We start from the raw sequence: 18,331 nt of genomic DNA, 5'->3' as shown, positions 1-18,331 counted from the left end.
CGCCCCGCATGACTCGTCGATGTGGGACCGTACGAACGGAGCACTCGAAGATCAGTGATGCACCGTCAATTCTCAACGGGCGTCGCGCTGCGTCAATCGGGCGTCACCGTCGGCGCGTTCGGCGGGCCGGACGCTTCTGTGGTCCGCGTCACACCGTTCCCCGTCGATTTGGGGATGTCCGGGACGTCGCACCCGGAGCGGCACGAACGGCGCGTTCCGCAGCACTTGCCCGCGGACGAATGGGGCTCGATGGTGCATCCGGGCGGCCCGGCGGCCGCGGTGGAGCCCGGGGGGCGCGCGGGCGGTCCACTGGTGTGACGCTCGTCACATCATTGTCATGGACCCGTACGCGCTAGTCTCCGAACTCCCGCAGCGCCCAGGACTCTTCACGCGGTCGCGCGCGGGGACCCGGGCGCGCATCGTCCGCACCTGGGAGGTCGCTGTGACCGAGGCCCGTGCCCCGCGCAAGGAGCGAATGCGTCAACGGTGGAGGCCGCTCGCGGCGGCCGCCGCAGCCGTGGCGATGGCCATCGTGTCCGTCCCGCCGTCCACGGCCGCCGCCGCGCCGGCGCCGAACGCGGCGCCGAACCCGACGTCGACAGCCGGGCCGGCCGCCTCCGGGGCGTCCGAGGACCCGGAGGTGAAGGCCACCCGCGCCGAGGCCGCCGCCGAGGCCAGACGCACCGGCCACCGGATCGAAGTCGGCTCCGCGCGGACCGAGTACACCCAGGTGTTCGCCAACCCCTCGGGCACGTTCACCGTCGAACAGGCCTTCCAGCCGCAGCGGGTGAAGGTCGACGGCAAGTGGACCGCGATCGACCCGACGCTGCGGTTCGCCCCGGACGGCAGTGTCCGGCCCGTCGCCACCCCGCTCGGCATGACCTTCTCCGGCGGCAGACCGGGTCAGGCGCTCGCCGAACTCAACCGCCAGGGACGCGCCCTGGCGTTCTCCTGGGACGTCCCGCTGCCCGTGCCGACGCTCAGCGGACCGGTGGCGACGTACCCGGACGTCCTCCCCGGCGTGGACCTGGTCGTCACCGCGCAGGCCGAGGAGTTCTCCGAGGTCCTGGTCGTCAAGACCGCCGAAGCGGCCCGCAACCCGAAGCTCGGGAAGCTGACGTTCACGACCAAGGGCACCGGCGTCAGCGTGCGGACCGAGACCGACGGCACCCTGCGGGCCACCGACCCCGCCGGCAAGGAGTTCTTCACCGGCTCCCAGCCGCTCATGTGGGACTCCCGGGCGGATGCCGAAGCGAAGCCGCCCGCCGCGCCCGAGGCCGCACCGGCGGCACCGGGAGCGGAAACGCCGGACGCGCCGTCGGACGCGCCCCGCCGGACCCGCCCGATGGCGGCCACGCTCTCCGGCACCGGCACCGGCACCGGCACCGGCGCGGACGCCAAGCTGACCATCACCCCCGACCAGTCGCTGCTCACCGCACCGGACACGGTCTTCCCGGTCGTGATCGACCCGACCTTCCCGGGTCGGCTGCAGAACTGGACGACGGCCTACAAGACCACGCCCAACACCGGCTACTGGAACGGCGCGGGCTTCAACGAGGGCGACGGCAACAGCTACACCACGGTCGCCCGGGTCGGCCACGAGACCGACACCAACGGCACCGCCCGCTCGTTCTTCGAGCTGGACACCACGAACCTGTGGGACGCCGGCATCATCAGGTCGACCTTCCGGCTGCGCGCCACGCACAGCTGGTCCTGCACCTCCAAGCCGATCACGCTGTACGACACCCCCAAGATCAGCCCGTCCACCAACTGGTCCAACTCCGGCGGCTGGTGGGGCTATCCGGTGTCCACCGCGAAGACCGGCGCGGGCGGCGGCGCGAGCTGCCCGGCGGGCGACGTCGAATGGGACACCACCGGCCCGGCCCGGCTCGCCGCCGGCAACCACTGGTACGCCTGGTCGCTCGGCCTGCGGGCGGACGACGAGAGCACCGCCTACTCCTGGACGAAGTTCCAGGCGTCCAGCGCCATCCTCTCCACCGAGGCGAACTACCCGCCGGAGACGCCGGACTGGCTCTCCACCGACCCCGGGACCAGCTGCGACGGCTCGGTCGTCCTCGGCGACGCCCCGGCGGTCCGGCTGCGTGCCCGGGGCCAGGACCGCGACGGCGGCACCGTCAAGCTGTACTTTCGGCTGTACCCCACCGGCGGCCCGGTGAAGGACGCCGGGATGGTCGCCGTCTCGGCCGGCAACGTCGGCACGCTGGAGGTGCGGACGCAGGACCTGCCCACCGGCGACTACAGCTGGGACGTGGTGGCCTTCGACGACGCCGCGTGGTCCGGCTGGTCGCCGACCTGCCGGTTCACCATCGACCGCTCCCGCCCGTCCAAGCCGCCGACGGTGACCTCCGGCGACTACGTCCCCGACCCGGCGAAGACCGGGAAGGCCCGCGGCACCGGCACGTTCGCCCTCACGGCCAACGGGGTGGGCGACGTCGCCCGGTACGAGTACTGGACCGAGTGGGCCCCCGACCACCGGCCGGTCGACGCCCCGTGCGCCGGCTGCGACCGCAGCATCAGCCTGCGGATCCCGAACCCGGGCCCGCACACCCTGTCCGTCCGCAGCAAGGACCGGGCGGGCAACTACTCCGACGTCGCGACCTACGACTTCTGGGCGAACGGCAGCGGCACCGTCGACGCGCCGGGTGACCTGAACGGCGACGGCAAGGTGGACGTCCTCACCGCCGACCCCGACGGCCGGCTCCTCTTCTACCCGGGCAACGGCAACGGCGGGCTCGGCACGCCCGTCCGCGCCTCGCAGTACACCGACACCCTCCCCGGCAACGCCACCGCCTGGAAGGGCAACCTCGTGACCAGCCGGGGCGACTGGAACGGCGACGGCTACGCCGACGCGCTCGTCCGCCGCACCGACCCGACCACCGGGGCGGTGGAGGTGTACCTGCACCCCGGGCTCGGCGACGGACGCGTCTGCGTGGACAAGGAGTGCTCGGGCTACCAGCGGATGCTGGTGCGCGACGACGCCAACCGCGCCCGGATCGCCGCCGCCACGGACCTGCTGGCGATCGACAACGCCACCGGCGACGACACCGGCCTCGGCCTCGGCTACCCCGACCTGCTGGTGCTCTCCGGCGGGCAGCTGTGGCTCTACCAGGGTGACGGCTCGGCGACCCTGGACGCGGCGGGCCGCGACCCGGTGCTGCTGGGCTCGGGCTTCGCCGGCACCACCCTCAGCACGCCCGGCGACCTGACCGGCGACGGCCGGCCGGAGGTGTGGGCGCGCAACGCGACCACGGGCGGCATCACCCAGTACGCGCTCACCACGGCGGGCACCACCCTGGTGCTCGGCCCCGCCACCACCGTCGCGGGCACCTTCACGGCCGCCGCGCGGCCGTCGCTGGGCAGCGGCGGGGACCTCACCGGCGACGGGAAGCCGGACCTGTGGGCGCGCGGCGCGGACAAGCACATGTACCTGTACCCGGGGACGGGCACGGGCACCGGCAGCGGCTTCGGAGCGGCCGTGCCGCTCACCGACAGCGCCAGCCTGTGGGGCGACTGCCGGGCGTTCTCCGGTCTGAACGTGTGCGGGCCGATCCTCGACAAGTACCTCGAACTCGGCGGCCCGGACGGCCCCCTGCGCAACCCGGTCACCGGCACCACCGGCACCCCCGACGGGATCGGCCGCTACGTGCACTTCCGGTCCGGCGCGGCGGAGGGGAGCTCGGCCGGCTCGATCTACTGGTCACCCGACACCGGAGCCCACTTCGTCAACGGCAACATCCGCAACAAGTGGGCCGAACTCGGCTGGGAGAAGAGCTTCCTGGGCTACCCGACCTCGGACGAGCTGAACATCGGCGGCCTCGGCACCTCCTGGATCTCCACCTTCGCCGGCGTCCCGGGCCAGCCGGGCGCGCTGCCCGGGGCGATCACCTTCACCGGCACGGCCGGCACCCACGAGCTGCACGGGGCGATCTACCAGCGCTACCTCGCCCTCGGCGGGCACAACGTGATCGGCTTCCCGACCACCGACGAGACGCCCACCCCGGTGAAGGCCGGGCGCTACAACCACTTCGTCCTGCCCACCGGCGGCACCGAGCCGTACCTCTCCATCTACTGGAGCCCCGACACCGGAGCCCACGAGGTGCACGGCGACATCCGCCGCCGCTGGTCCGAACTCGGCTGGGAGAACGGCTACCTGGGATTCCCGACGAGCGACGAGTTCACCGTCGCCGCCGGCCGCCGCTCCTCCTTCACCGGCGGCTACATCCGCTGGAACGGCATCGCCGGCGGCTCGACGGACTACCACGGCGGGGACGAACGCCCGATGGCCCGCACCAACGTGGCGGGCGACTTCAACGGCGATGGCCGGGACGACGTCGCGACCTTCATCGACTACGGCACCTGCGCCATGGGCATCTGGACCTTCACCACCGGCCCGGACGGCAAGCCCGGCAACCCGGTCGAGCGCAAGAGCTGGCCCGGCGGCTGGTGGTGCCACGGCAGCGCCAAGTACCTGGCGGGCGACTTCGACGGCGACGGCCGGGACGACCTGGCCGCCGTCTACGGCTACGGCGACGGCCGGGTGCGGATCTTCACCTGGCTCTCCCGCCCGGACGGCTCCTTCGAGGAACGGCTGGGCCGCGACGTGCCGCCCGGCAACTGGGACTGGAACGCGATCAAGCCCGTCACCGGCGACTTCAACGGCGACCACCGCGACGACATCGCCTTCCTGTACGACTACGGCAACTGCGACTCCGGCCTGTTCACCCTGTTCGGCCAGACCAGCGGCGGCTTCGCCACCGAACTCGCGAGCTACCGCTCCGGCCCCGGCAACTGGTGCGCGGCCGCCTCCACCCTGCTGGCCGGCGACTTCGACAAGGACGGCCGCACCGACATCACCGCCGTGTACGACTACGGCAACGGCAACGCCCGGCTGTGGACCTTCCGCGCCCGGCCCGACGGCGGGTTCAACGGCGCGTCCGTCGCCTGGACCGGAGCCCAGAACGACTGGTGGCCCGGCCGCGCCAAGTACGCCGCCGGCGACTTCAACGGCGACGGCTACGCCGACATCGGCGCGGTCTACAGCTACCCGGACGGCCGCGTCCGCTTCTTCACCTTCACCGGCCGCTCCGACGGCACCGTCAACGGCTTCGCCGGCGGCTGGGACATCCCGGCCGGCAACTGGAACTGGAACGCCCTCACCCTCACCGGAGGAAAGTACGACGGCGACAACCGCGCGGACCTGACCTTCATGTACGACTTCGGCGACACCCGCTTCAGCCTCGCCGTCGTCCCCGGCCGCCCCGACGGCACCTTCACCGGCAACCTCCCCGGCTGGGAAACCCCGCCGGGCCTCTGGTGACCGCCCCCTGACCGCCCCGCCCTGACCCCCGCCCCGCCCGGTCGCCCCCAGCCCCCCGCGACCGGGCGGCGCGGCCCCGGCACGCTTCCTTGGTGCCCACGCCCTGCCGCATGAGCTGGGAGTATGCCTCCCGCTCACGCGGCAGCTTCGTCGGCCCCTGAGCCGTCCGACTCTCCCGGATCTTGAAGTCCATCGCATCCCCTGAGCTGGGGTGTTGCGACGACCACTGGAACGGAGGTGCTTGTGTGGCGCCACCTGTCATCGGCGCCCCCGTCCCCGGACGGCGAGTCGGGTACCGACACCCAGGAGGAGCAGCAGCGCGGCGAGTGCGGCGAGTTCCTCGGCCAAGGGGCCGGTGCCGGTGTGCGGCAGTGGCGCCGGGCCCGGAGTCGGACCGGGCGTCGGGCTCGGGCTGGGCGTCGGGCTCGGAGTGGGCGTCGGGCTCGGAGTAGTACCGGGTGTGGTCTCCGTGTGGCAGGCCGGGTCGGTGGAGTCGGGCGGGCAGTTGCTGTCGCGGGCGGTGACCACGTTGATGAGCTTGCCGGTGGCGGACGGCTTGACGGTGACGGTGTAGGTCACCTGCGCCTGCTCGCCGACGGCGAGGCTGCCGGTCCAGGTCAGCTCGGGTGCGGTGTAGGACACCTTCCCGCTGGTGGCACCGGCGTCGTCGTTGTAGTCGGCACCGGCCAGCACGCCGCTCAGGTTGTCGGTGAAGCCGGCGGTGGGGTGGTCGGCGGTGCCGTCATTGATGACGGTGACGGTGTAGCCGACACGTTCCCCGGCCTCGGCGTAGGTCCTGTCGGCCTTCTTGACCACCGTCAGGTGCAGGACGGTCAGGTGCGTGGTGCAGTTCGGGTCCGTCGCCCGCCGGGCCCGGGGGCGTGCGAGGGCCGGCATGGGGACGGGGCAGTTGGAGTCCGGTGCGACAACCGTGTTGTCCAGTGCCCGGTCTCCGCTCAGCGGGTCGTTGACGGTGACGCTGTAGGTGATCACGGACCTCTCGCCGGGCTTGAGGCCTCCCTTCCAGGAGAGGTTCGGGGCGTCGTAGGCCACCGTTCCGGTCATGGCGGAGGCGTCGTTGCCGAACGCGGCGTCGTCCAGCACCTTCGTCAGGTCGTCGGAGAACGAGGCGCCCGGGTAGTCGGCCTGGCTGTCGTTGGTGACGGTGACGGTGTAGGTGACCTTGTCGCCGGGCCTGGCCGAGGTCTTGTCGGCGGTCTTCCGTACCGTCAGGTGCTGGACCGGCACCACGGTGGAGCAGACCGGGTCGGTGGCGCCGGGCGGACAGTTGCCGTCCGGGCCGACCACGGTGTTGGCGAGCTTGCCGTCACCGCTGGGCGGGTCGTTCACCGTCACCGAGTAGGAGACGGTCGCGGTTGCGCGGCCGGCCAGGTCGCCGGTCCAGGAGAGGTTCGGTGCCGTGTAGGTCGCGGCGCCGGTGGTGGCCGTGGCGTCGTTGCCGTAGGTCGCGTCATCGAGGACGGTCGTCAGGTCGTCGGTGAAGGTGACCCCGGCAGCCGGGCCGTCGGTCAGGTTGGCGACCGTGATGGTGTAGGTGACCTTGCCGCCGGGCTTGGCCGGGGCGGGTGAGGCGGTCTTGGTGATCCTGATGTCGCGGGTCGGCACCACGGTGGAACAGGCGGGGTCGGTGGCGCCGGGCCGGCAGTTGGAGTCGGGCGCGACCACGGTGTTGGTGAGCCTGGCGTCGCCGCGGGCCGGGGTGTCGACCGTGACGGTGTAGGTGATGGTCGCTGTGGCGCCGATGGCCAGGTCGCCGGTCCAGGAGAGGGCGGGCGCGGTGTAGCTCACCCGGCCCGCCGTGGCGATCGCGTCGTCGTCGTAGCCGGCGTCGTCGAGGACCTTCGTGAGGTCGTCGGAGAACGAGGCGCCCGGGTAGTCGGCGGTGCCGTCGTTGGTGACCGTGACCGTGTACGTCAGCTTCTCACCGGGCTTGACCGACGCCCGGTCGGACGTCTTCCGGACGACCAGGTGCTTGACGGCGACCACCGTGCGGCAGGTGGGGTCGGTGGAGTCCGGCGGGCAGTTGGAGTCCGGCGCCACGACGGTGTTGAGCAGCTGCTTGTCGACGCCCGGCGGGTTGTTGACGGTCACCGAGTAGGTGATGGTCGCGGTCGCCCCGACGGACAGGTCTCCGGTCCACACCAGGTTCGGCGCGAGGTAGGAGGCGGTGCCGACGGTGGCGGTCGCGTCGTCGTCGTAGCCGGCGTCGTCGAGGACCTTCATGAGGTCGTCGGAGAACGAGGCGCCCGGGTAGTCGACCTGGCCGTCGTTGGCGACGGTGACGGTGTAGGTGATCCGGTCGCCGGGGCGGGCGACGTTCGTGTCGGCGCTCTTCCGTACCGTCAGGTGTTTGACGGAGACGGTGCTGGAGCAGTCGCGGTTCGTGGAACCGGGCGGGCAGTTCGAGTCGGGGGAGACGACGGCGTTGACGAGGCTGCTGTCACCGGTGATCGGGTTGTTCACCGTCACCGAGTAGGTGACGGTCGCCGATGCTCCGACGGCCAGGTCACCCGTCCAGGACAGGATCGGCGCCGTGTACGAGGCACGGCCGGTGGTGGCCGTGGCGTCGTTGCCGTAGGTGGCGTCGTCCAGCACCTTCGTCAGGTCGTCGGAGAAGGAGGCCCCGGGGTAGGCGGCGGTTCCCTTGTTGGTGACGGTGACGGTGTAGGTGATCTTCTCTCCCGCCTTGATGCCGGTCCGGTCGGCGGTCTTCCGCACCTCCAGGTTCTGGATCGGGACGGTGGTGGAGCAGGCCGGGTCGGTGGAGCCGGGCGGGCAGGTGGAGTCCGGGGCGACGACGGCGTTGACCAGTTGCTTGTCGCCGGCCGGCGGGTTGTTCACCGTCACGCTGTAGGTGACGGTGGCCTTCTCTCCCACCTTGAGCGCGCCGGTCCAGGAGAGCGTCGGCGCGGTGTAGCTCACGCTGCCCGTCGAGGCGGTGACGTCGTCGTTGAAGCCGGCGTCGTCGACCACCTTCGACAGGTCGTCGGAGAAGGAGGCGTCGGGGATGTCGCTCCGGCCGTCGTTGGTGACGGTGACGGTGTAGGTGATCTTGTCGCCGGGTTTGGCCGAGGTCCGGTCGGAGGTCTTGCGCACGTCCAGGTGCCGCACGGTGACGGTGGTGGAGCAGGCCGGGTCGGTGGATCCGGGCGGGCAGCTGGAGTCCGGGGCGACGACGGTGTTGAGCAGCTGCTTGTCGCCGCTGGGCCGCTGGCTGACGGTGGCCGAGTAGGTGATGGTCGCCGTGGCGCCGACGGCCAGGTCGCCGGTCCAGGAGAGCTTCGGGGCGGTGTAGCTCACGCGGCCGGTGGAGGCGGTGGCGTCGTTCCCGTACACCGCGTCGTCGATGACCTCGGACAGGTCGTCGGAGAACGAGGCGCCCGGGTAGGGGGCGCTGCCGTCGTTGGTGACGGTCACGGTGTAGGTGACCTTGCCCCCGGGGCTGGTCTCCCGGGTGTCGGAGGACTTGCGGACGGTGAGGTGCTTGACGGTGACGGTGGTGGAGCAGGCCGGGTCGGTCGGGCTCGGCGGCAGGCAGGTGGAGCCGTCCGCGGTGACCTTGTTGACGGCGGTCAGGCTGGTGGCGCCGGTGACTCTGACGCTGTACCGGAGGGTCACCGTTCCGCCCTTGGCGACCGTGCCGGTCCAGCTCAGCCGGGGTGCGGTGTAGACCGGTGCGGCGAGGACGGCGCCCTCGTCGTCGGTGGCGACGGCGTCGTCGCGGTAGTCGGCGGCCCCGAGGACGCCGGTCAGGTCGTCGTCGACGACGGCGCCCGGGTAGTCGGCGGTTCCGGTGTTGCGGACGGTGACGGTGTAGGTGACGGTGTCGCCGATCGCGGCCGGGTTGGGCGCGGCGCTCTTGTCGATCTCCAGCCGGGGCAGGGGGGTGACGGCGGTGCAGGCGGGGTCGGTGGAGCCGGGCGGGCAGACGCCGGGCACGTTGGTGGTGACGGCGTTCCGCAGCGTGGTGCCGTCGGCCGGCACCGGGTTCTTGACCTTCACCCGGTAGCCGACGACCACGGTGGCACCGGCCGCGATGTCACCGGTCCAGCTGAGCGTGGGCGCGTTGTAGGCGGGCGGGGTGAGCGGGTTGCCGTTGCCGTCGGCCGCGGTGGCGGGCCCGGTGTAGTCGGCGCCCTTGAGGACGCCGGTCAGGTCGTCGGTGAGGGTGACTCCGGGGTAGGGGCCGGTGCCGGTGTTGGTGGCGGTGACGGTGTAGGTGACGGTGTCCCCGGGCTTGGGGTTCGCCGGGGCGGCGGTCTTGGCGACCTTGACCGACGGGGTCGGGACGACGGTGCGGCAGGCCGGGTCGCCGGGATCCGGCGGGGCGCAGTTGGACCCGTCGGAGGTGACCTGGTTGGCCAGGGTGGCGCCGGCCCTGGCGACGGTGACGCTGTAGCTGAGGGTGACCGTGGCACCGGTCGGGACCGGGCCGGTCCAGCTGAGGGTGCTGCCGGCCACGGTGGGGGCGCCGAGCGGGGTGCCGTTGCCGTCCTTGGCGGTGGCGTCGTTGTTGTAGGTGGCCGCCCCTCCGATGCCGTCGGCGCCGTTGAGGACCTTGGCGAGGTCGTCGTCGACGGTGGCGTCGCGGTAGTCGCCGGGGCCGGTGTTGGTGACGACGACGGTGTAGGTGACCTTGTCACCCACGTTCAGCGGGGCGGTGCCCTGCGGGCTCGCGGACTTCCTGACGTCCAGGCGGGGCAGTGGCACGGTGGTGGAGCAGGCGGGGTCGGTGGAGCCGGGCGGGCAGACGCCGGGCACGTTGGTGGTGACGGCGTTCCGCAGCGTGGTGCCGTCGGCCGGCACCGGGTTCTTGACCTTCACCCGGTAGCTGACGACCACGCCGCCGCCGGCGGGCACCGTGCCGTTCCAGCTGAGCAACGGGCGGGCGTAGGACGGCGGGTTCAGCGTGTTGCCGTTGCCGTCCTTCGCGGTCGCCCCGCCGGTGTAGTCGGCTCCCTTCAGCACGCCGGTCAGGTCGTCGTCGAGGGTGGCGTCCGGATAGGCGGCCGCGCCGCTGTTGGTGGCCGTGACGGTGTAGGTGACGGTGTCGCCGGGCTTGGGGTTCGCGGGGGTGACGGTCTTGGCGACCTGCAGCTTCGCGAGCGGGACCTCGGGGTTGCACCTGGGCTCGGTGTTGCCCGGCGGGCAGTCCGAGCCGGGGGCCTCGACGTGGTTCCTCAGGGTGGCGCCGGTGGTGCCGGTGGCCTTGACGGTGTAGGTGATCACCACGCGCTGGCCCTTGGCGATCGGTCCGGTCCAGGTGATCCTGGGCGCGGTGTAGGAGGGGGCGTTCAGGGTGCCCCCGCCGCCGTCCCTGGCGGTGGCGTCGTTGTTGTAGTCGGCGCCGGTCAGGACGCCGGTGAGGTCGTCGGTGACGGTGGCGCTCGGGTGGTCGGCGTCACCGGTGTTGCGCGCGGTGACGGTCCAGGTGACCGTGTCACCGACCTTGGCGGGATCGGGCGTCGCCGTCTTGGTCAGCTCCAGGCGCGGCAGGGGCACGGTGGTGGAGCAGGACGGGTCGGTGGATCCGGGCGGGCACTGGTCGGGGTCGCTGGTGGTGACTGCGTTCTTCATGGTGGTCGCTCCCGCCGGGACGGGGTCCAGCACCGTGACCGTGTAGCCGATCCTGATGGTGCCGCCGGCCGGGACGGTGCCGGTCCAGGACAGGTTCGGCCGGTTGTAGACCGGTGCGGGGGTGACGGTGTTCCCGTTGCCGTCCTTCGCCGTGGCGTCGTTGTCGTAGGTGGCCGAGCCGAGCACACCGGTCAGGTCGTCACCGATCCGGTAGCCGGTGGCGTCCGTGGCGGCGGTGTTGGTGGCGGTGATCGTGTAGGTGACCCTGCCGCCCGGCAGCGGGTTGGCGGGGTCCGCGGTCTTGACCACGCGGACCGCGCCGACCGGTGTGCACGCGGTGTGCGTGCTGCTCTCGCCGTTGACGTTCGTGGTGGCCTCGTTCAGGGTTCCGGTGCCCGATTCGCCCGCGTCCAGGTCGCAGTCCCCGGAGGCGGAGGTCAGGGTGGTGCGGTCGAGCCGGTACCGGACACTGATCTGCCACAGGTGCTCGCCGGAGCCGGGCAGGGAGGCGCCGGACTTGATGACGGTCCGGTCCAGACCGTTCCAGTCGAAGATGTCGTTCTCGTACGCGGCCGGCGGGAGGACCTTGGCCGACACGACGGTGACGCCGGTGCCGTAGTGGAGCCTGTCCGCCAGGTCGTAGGGGGCGTCTCCGGCCCCGGTGTTCTTCACGTCGATGTCGTAGACGATGTCGAAGGTGTCGGCCTGTCCGGCCACCGGGACGGGGCCGCCGGCGACGGTCTTGGTGGTCGTCACGCTGGGGGTGCGGTTGCAGGCGGTGCTGGTCCGGCTGTCGCCCGCCACCGTGGTCGTCGACTCGTTGGTCAGGCCCGTGCCGTTCTCGCCCGCGTCGAAGGTGCAGTCGGTGCTCGCCGGGTCGGCGCTGCCGCCCGCCGGGAGGGTGACCTGCACGGTGACGGTGTAGCTGTGCGTGCCGCCGGCCGCGAGGGCCTGGTCGGTGACCACCCGGGCGTCGCCCTGCCCGTTCCAGGTCGACGAGGGCGTCACCCCGGTGGCGGTGGTGGCGATGGCCGGGGTGGGGACGACGGTGATCCCGGCGCCGAACCGGAAACGGTCGTCGAGGGTGTACCTGCCGTCCCCCGCGCCGCTGTTGACCACGTCGATCCGGTAGGTCTGGGTCCAGGTCCGGTCACCGTTCGGCTTGAGGTCCAGCGCCGTCTTGGCGGTCCTGATCAGCGGGACCGGCGCGCAGGCGCCGGCGGTGGTGGTGCCGCCGTTGACGGTGACGCCGGCTTCGTTGAGCGTGCCGGTTCCGCTCTCGCCCGCGTCCAGGGTGCAGTCGGTGGAGGCGGCGGTCGCGGTGGCGGTGTCGAGCCGGAACCGGACGGTGGCCGACCACACGTGGGTGGAGCGGGCGGCGATGCTCTGGGCCGCGCTCACCTGGGACTGCGTGAGGCCGTTCCAGTCGCCGCGGCCGCTGAGGCCGCCGGGGGCGGTGTTGGCGGCGGTGGCGGAGGTGACGGTGAGGCCGGTGCCGTACTTGAGGGTGTCGGACAGGGCGTAGGAGCCCGCTCCGGCGCCGGTGTTGGTGACGGTGAGGTCGTAGCGGACCTCGTACACGCCGGGCCGGCCGGCCACCGGGGTGGGCGGCTGGGTGAACGCCTTGGCGATGGTGACGCTGGGGACCTCGGTGCAGGCCCGGGTGGTCCCGCTGTCACCGGCCACGGTGGTGGTCGCGGTGTTGGACAGGCCCGTGGCGCCGTTCTCGCCCGGGTCGTCGACGCAGTCGGTGGTCCTCGGGTCGGTGGCGGCGCCGGGGACCCTGGCGGTGGCGGTGAGGGTGTAGCTGTGGGTGGTGGCCGCGGCGATGCCCTGGGCGGTGCTGACGCGGGTCCGGTCCTGGCCGTTCCAGGTACCGTCGACGTTCAGGGTGCCGGGGGCGGTGTTGACGACCCTGGCGGAGGCGACGGTGATGCCGGCGCCGAAGGTCAGCTTGTCGTCGAGGTCGTAGGAGCCGTCGCCGCCGCCGGTGTTGGCGACGTCGATCCGGTAGACCACGGAGACGGTGCCGTCACCGTTGGGGGTGGAGCTGACGACCGTCTTGGTGGTCCGGATCAGCGGGACCCCGGCGCAGGTGGTGTCGGTGGAGGTACGGCCGTCGGTGGTGACGCTCGCCGTGTTCAGCAGGCCGGTGCCGGACTCGCCCGCGTCCAGGCTGCAGTCGGTGGACTGCGTGGTGGCGCTCGCCCGGTCGATCCGGTAGCGGACGGTGGCGGTGTAGACGTGGGTGGCGGAGCCGGCGATGGTCTGGCTGTCCGAGACCTTGGTGTCGGTGGTGCCGTTCCAGCCGGCGTTGACGGCCAGGCCGCCCGGAGCCGTGTTGGTCACGGCGGCGGAGACGGTGGTGATACCGGTGCCGAACTTGGTGGTGTCGTTGACCAGTTGGTAGGCGGTCGGGGCGGAGCCGGAGTTGGCGACGGTGAGGTCCCACTTGATCTCGTACACGCCGGGGCTGCCCGCCACCGGGGTCGGCTGCTGGGAGATCCGCTTGCTCATCGACACGTTCGACGTCGACGCGCAGGCGGTCTTCTTCTCCTGGCGCCCGTCCACCGTGGTGGTGGCCTCGTTCAGCAGGCCGGTGCCGGACTCGCCCGCGTCCAGGGTGCAGTCGGTGGACTTCGGGTCGGCCGGGTTCGCGGGCACCCGGGCGACGATCGTCACCCGGTACGTGTGGGTGGTGTCGGCGCCGAGGGCCTGGTCGGTGACGATCCGGGCGTTGCCCCGCGCGTCCCAGGCGGCATCGGTGGTGACCCCGGCGGGCGCGGCGGTCACGGCGGCCGACACGACGTCGATACCCGCGCCGAACCGGGCGCGGTCGTCGAGGGTGTAGGTGCCGGGGGCCGCGCCCTTGTTGGTGACGGTGATGTCGTAGACCGCCTCCCATTGCCCGCCGCTCGTCGGTGCGGCCGACACCAGGGTCTTGGCGCTGGTGATCGCCGCGACCGCGGAACACGCGGACTTGGTCGAGCTGCTGCCGTCCGAGGTGACGGTGGCCTCGTTCAGGGTGCCGGTGCCGGACTCCGCGCTGTCCAGGGCGCAGTCGGTGGAGGCGGCGGTGGCCCGTGCGGCGTCCACGGTGAAGCGGACGGTGGCCTGCCAGACGTGCGAGGCGGGGGCGCCCTCGGTGCCGGCCCCGATCGGCTGACCGTTGGCGATCGCGACCTGGCCGCGCCCGTCCCAGCCGGCCACGGGCGTCAGCCCGCCGGGGGCGGTGTTGGCCACCGAGGCGGAGGTGATGTTCACCCCGGAGCCGTACCTCAGGGTGTCGCGCAGGTCGTACGTGGCGGCCGGTCCCGCGTTGGCGACCCTCAGTTCGTAGGTCGTCTCGTAGCTGCCGGGGCTGCCGGACACCGGGGTGGGGGCCTTGGTGACGACCTTCTCCAGGGCCACCTTCACCGGGGCGGGACCGGCGGGGATCGTCACCTGGCGCTCGGGGCTCGCCACCGCGGTGCCCGCGGGGTCCTGGCCCCTGGCGACGGCCGTGTTGGTGATGCTGCCGGCCTTGGCGTCCGCCTCGGTCACCGTGTAGGTCGCCGTGCACGAGGTGCTCTCGCCCACCGTCAGGCGCGTCCGGTCGCAGACCACGGCCGAGGGGGCGGGGATGTGATCGTCCGCGACGACGATGCCGTCGACGGTCGTGTTGCCGGTGTTGGAGACGGTGTAGCCGTAGGAGACCGTCTCGCCCGGATTGGCCTTGCCGTCGCCGTCGGTGTCGTCGAGCTCACCGGTCTTGGCCAGGTCCAGCCTCGGCGACGGCTGCGACTCGAACATGAAGCCGACCACGCCGTAGCCGATCTCCTCGATCGAGCCCTCCCGGCCCTGCACGACGCTGAACGTCCGCCCCGTGGGCGCGATCCGGGTGATGTCGATGGTGTCGACGTCCATGTCCGGACACGGCATCCCCGCGTTTCCCCACCCCGTCCCGTAGTTCGGGCTGCGTCCGGGGATGTCACTGCCGTACTGGGAGCAGGTGCCGTTCCCCCAGTCCGTCGCCGGGTTGAGCGCGTCCGAGACCCGGTTCCCGTTGACCTTGATCGAGTCGCCGTAGTTCACATCGCCGTAGGTGGCCGTCGCGAACACCGACGCCCGCTTCAACGCCGCCCCCGAGTAGGGCGTGGTCCCCAGGTCGAAGGTGTTGGTGACCGCGGTGCCGTTCATCCGCGCCCACTGGTCGCACAGCGCGACCTGGGTCATCGTTGCACTCGGCGAGGAGTAGACCACCGCCAGTGCCCAGCCGCCGAAGCCGCGGCTGCCGTAGTTCTGGTAGAACGGCGTGTCGCCGATCCCGTAACTGCCGGACCCGCCCGCCCTCACCAGGTCCGTGACGTCCCGGTACGCCTGGTGGTTGTTGCCGTAGGTGCCGTTGTTGTACAGCACGTTGTCCCAGCCGTCCGCGGTCAGCCGCTGGTACCCGGCCGCCGGGGTCCGCATCTGGAACGTGTCGGGAGAGGAGTAGTACGGACTGCCCGGCGCGTAGTACTGGCTGCCGTACACGTACGCCATCGCCTTGACCACCGTCGCGTCGGCGGGCAGCACCAGGTCGGCGCGCGAGGAGTCGTCGCGCGTGGTGTAGGAGTAGGAGGTCGGCTGGCCCGTGATGTTGTCGACGTTGGCCGGGGCCCTGCCGTTGTTGAAGAGCAGCCCGTTCCCGGTCATCACCATCCCGCCCTGCAGCGTGCCCTTGTAACGGCACGTCAGGCCGTTGCGGTCGGCGTAAGCCGAGGTCACGGGCATCAGCAGTCCCGCGACGGACAGCATCGAGGTGAGCAGGACGACGAGCACTCGTCGGAAGCCGAGCTTCGGGACTCGCCTACAGCGGAGCATCACGGATCGCCTTCACGGGACGGTCGGAAACCAGTACGGGCACGACACCCCCGCCGACCTGCACAGGAGGGGGACGCGGTTAGAAATAGTTCACGAGCGATCCGTCGGATGAAACGACACGCCAAAGTCCGCCAAGGTGGTTCTCATACCAGGTTTCTGATCATCCAAAAGGACGATTCCCCGTGCCGTGCCCAGCCCCATATGGCGGCGACCGCCACGGCATCCGGCACGCCCTCCCGCAGTGGAGGCGTCCGGGTGGGGGTTCGTGGCGGGCGCGTGAATCGGCGTCGGGTAAAAATGGAGCAACTCCAGATTCTCAACGGCTGCGGCTAGGCTGGAGCCATGGCTTCCCATACCAAATCCGCCACCGAAACCGCCCCCGGCCTGCGCGAACGCAAGCGGGAACGGACCCGTCGCACGATCGGGGACGCGGCCTTCCGACTGTTCGCCGAACGCGGTTTCGAGGAGGTACGGCTCACGGACATCGCGACGGCGGCCGATGTCGCGCCCGCGACGGTGTTCACGCACTTCCGGACGAAGGAAGAGATCTTCTTCAGCCGCCGGGACGACTTCAACCAGGGGTTGGCCGAGGTCGTTGCGGGGGCGGGCACCAGTGTGGAGTTGATCACCGCGCTGGAGACGTTCTTCCGCTCCGCCGCCCGGATCGTGCTCGGCGAGGACGACCTGGCGAGGGCGCGGACCTTCGCGGGCGTCCTGCTGGCGAGCGCGGCGCTGTGCGACGCGTACCTGGTGCTGGAGCGGGAGCGGCGGGAGCTGCTGCTGGCGGCGCTGACCGAGCGGGCCGCCGGTCGTACGCCCGCGGTGGACCTGGAGCTGTTCGCCTCCCTGGTGAGCGCGGTGACCTCCGCCGCGTTCGGCGCCCGGCACCGGCTGCTGGCGCAGGGTGCGCCGGTCGGAGAGGTGGAGGACGGCATCGACGAGGTGTTGCGGCGCGGCTTCGGCCGGATCGCCGCCGCCTACGCGGGGGAGGCCGTGCTGGACGCCCGCTGACGCCGGTGCGGGGGTGAGCAGGACCACAATAGAAAAATAGTAGAACTCTATTTTTAGAGCTACTCTTCTTTCATGTCTGAGTCCGCCTCGGTGCCGCGCGCACCCATCACCTCACCCGCGACTCCACCCTCCGCCGAGGCCCCCGTCCCGGACCGGCGGAGCGCCGCCGTCCTCTGGATCGCCTGCGCCGCCCAGTTCATGGTCGTGCTCGACGTGTCGATCGTGAACGTCGCGCTGCCGCGGATCCGGGAGAGCCTCGGCCTCGGCCCGGCCGGGCTCCAATGGATCGTCAACGCCTACACCCTCGGCTTCGCCGGGCTGCTGCTGCTCGGCGGCCGGCTCGCCGACCTGATCGGCGCCAAGCGGGCCTTCACCGCCGGGCTGGCCGCCTTCACCGCCGCCTCGCTGGTCTGCGGTCTCGCCGGCAACGGCCCGCTGCTCATCGCCGCCCGCGCGGCCCAGGGGGTCGGCGGCGCCCTGCTCGCCCCGGCCACCCTGACCCTGATCATGACCACCTTCACCGAACCCCGCGCCCGCACCCGGGCGATGGGCGCCTGGAGCGCGGTGATGGCCGCGGGCGGCGCGGCCGGCGCGGTGCTGGGCGGGGTGCTCACCCAGTGCGCGGGCTGGCGCTGGGTGTTCTTCGTCAACGTGCCGATCGGCGTGGCCCTCCTGGTCGCCGCCGCCCGCTCCATACCCGTCGGGCAGCGTCCGCGCGCCGGGCGCCGGCTGGACCTGCCCGGGGCGCTCACCGTCACCCTGGGGCTGACCCTGCTCACCTACGGCATCGTCGCCACCGAGACCCACCCGTGGGGCGCACCCCAGGTGTTCGCCCCCGTCGCGGCGGCCCTTGCGCTGCTCGCCGCGTTCGCCGTCATTGAGGCCCGTACGGCCCAGCCGCTGGTGCCGCTCACGGTGCTGCGCCGACCCGTCCTGGTCCTCGCCAACTCGGCCGTGTTCGCGCTGGGGGCGGCGATGTTCGCGATGTGGTTCCTGCTCTCCCTGTACTTCCAGCAGATCCTCGGGTGGGACCCGCTGCGGGCGGGCCTGGCCTTCGTCCCCGGCGCGCTGTCGATCATCGCCGGCGCCCGGATCGCCACCAGGTTGATCGGGCGGACCGGGCCGCGCCCGCTGATGGTCCTCGGCGCGGCCGTGAGCACGGCCGGGTTCGCATGGCTGTCGCGGATCGCCGCCGACGGCTCCTACGCCACCGACGTCCTGCCGCCGTTCGTGCTCTGCACCCTGGGCATGGGGCTGGCGATGATGCCCGTCACCGTCGCGGCCACCGCCGGCGCCCGGCCCGAGGAGGCCGGACTGGCCTCGGGACTGGTGAACACCTCACGGCAGGTCGGCGGCGCCATCGGCCTGGCCGCCCTCGCCTCCGTCGCCTCGCACACCGCCGCCTCCCACGGCGGCACCGCGGCCCAGGCCGCCACCGCCGGCTACGGGCGGGCCCTGCTCCTCGCGGCGGCCTTCACCACCCTCGCCGCGCTCCTCTCCCTCGCACTCCCGGGCCGCGCGGCCCGGGCCTGAAGATCC

General features: G+C 72.1%; 6 protein-coding genes. 4 read left to right on the top strand and 2 right to left on the bottom strand.

The window, feature by feature from the left end; genetic code table 11:
* Window positions 1–57: 57 nt before the first annotated feature.
* A complete protein-coding gene (locus AB0N76_RS23450) occupies window positions 58–318 on the top strand; it encodes a hypothetical protein (RefSeq protein WP_363559914.1) in 261 nt (86 codons plus the stop codon).
* 162 nt (window positions 319–480) lie between these two features.
* On the opposite strand, the gene AB0N76_RS23445 is transcribed toward AB0N76_RS23450, so the two are convergent.
* On the bottom strand, window positions 481–651 hold the full coding sequence (locus AB0N76_RS23445; protein WP_363559912.1) for a hypothetical protein: 171 nt from the start codon (window positions 649–651) through the stop codon (window positions 481–483).
* Between AB0N76_RS23445 and AB0N76_RS23440 the strand changes: the two genes are divergently transcribed.
* Window positions 641–5,338: an FG-GAP-like repeat-containing protein gene (locus tag AB0N76_RS23440; protein WP_363559910.1), complete on the top strand. Its 4,698-nt coding sequence runs from the start codon at window positions 641–643 to the stop codon at window positions 5,336–5,338. The genes AB0N76_RS23445 and AB0N76_RS23440 overlap by 11 nt on opposite strands.
* A gap of 258 nt (window positions 5,339–5,596) precedes the next feature.
* On the opposite strand, the gene AB0N76_RS23435 is transcribed toward AB0N76_RS23440, so the two are convergent.
* Entirely contained in the window at window positions 5,597–15,739 is a 10,143-nt protein-coding gene (locus tag AB0N76_RS23435) for a hypothetical protein (RefSeq protein WP_363559908.1), read from the bottom strand.
* A gap of 384 nt (window positions 15,740–16,123) precedes the next feature.
* Here AB0N76_RS23435 and AB0N76_RS23430 point away from each other — a divergent pair, with 384 nt between their 5' ends.
* Together AB0N76_RS23430 and AB0N76_RS23425 are read left to right on the top strand one after the other, a co-directional pair.
* Complete coding sequence (locus AB0N76_RS23430) at window positions 16,124–16,792, top strand: helix-turn-helix domain-containing protein (protein WP_363559906.1); 669 nt, start codon at window positions 16,124–16,126, stop codon at window positions 16,790–16,792.
* A 72-nt stretch (window positions 16,793–16,864) separates the two neighbouring features.
* Window positions 16,865–18,325 carry an MFS transporter gene (locus AB0N76_RS23425; RefSeq protein ID WP_363559904.1) on the top strand — a complete coding sequence of 487 codons (1,461 nt, stop codon included), beginning with the start codon at window positions 16,865–16,867 and terminating at the stop codon, window positions 18,323–18,325.
* Window positions 18,326–18,331: the final 6 nt, after the last annotated feature.

The sequence above is a fragment of the Kitasatospora sp. NPDC093806 genome, assembly GCF_040683335.1.
In the GTDB taxonomy this organism is placed as follows: domain Bacteria; phylum Actinomycetota; class Actinomycetes; order Streptomycetales; family Streptomycetaceae; genus Kitasatospora.
Note: the sequence above shows the minus strand (reverse complement) of the source record. Positions and strands in the feature narration are given on the sequence as shown.

What these genes read in the sequence shown, in the direction of transcription:
- AB0N76_RS23450 (WP_363559914.1), top strand. Translation starts at nt 58, where the DNA reads ATGCACCGTCAATTCTCAACGGGCGTCGCGCTGCGTCAATCGGGCGTC.
- AB0N76_RS23430 (WP_363559906.1), top strand. Translation starts at nt 16,124, where the DNA reads ATGGCTTCCCATACCAAATCCGCCACCGAAACCGCCCCCGGCCTGCGC.
- AB0N76_RS23425 (WP_363559904.1), top strand. Translation starts at nt 16,865, where the DNA reads ATGTCTGAGTCCGCCTCGGTGCCGCGCGCACCCATCACCTCACCCGCG.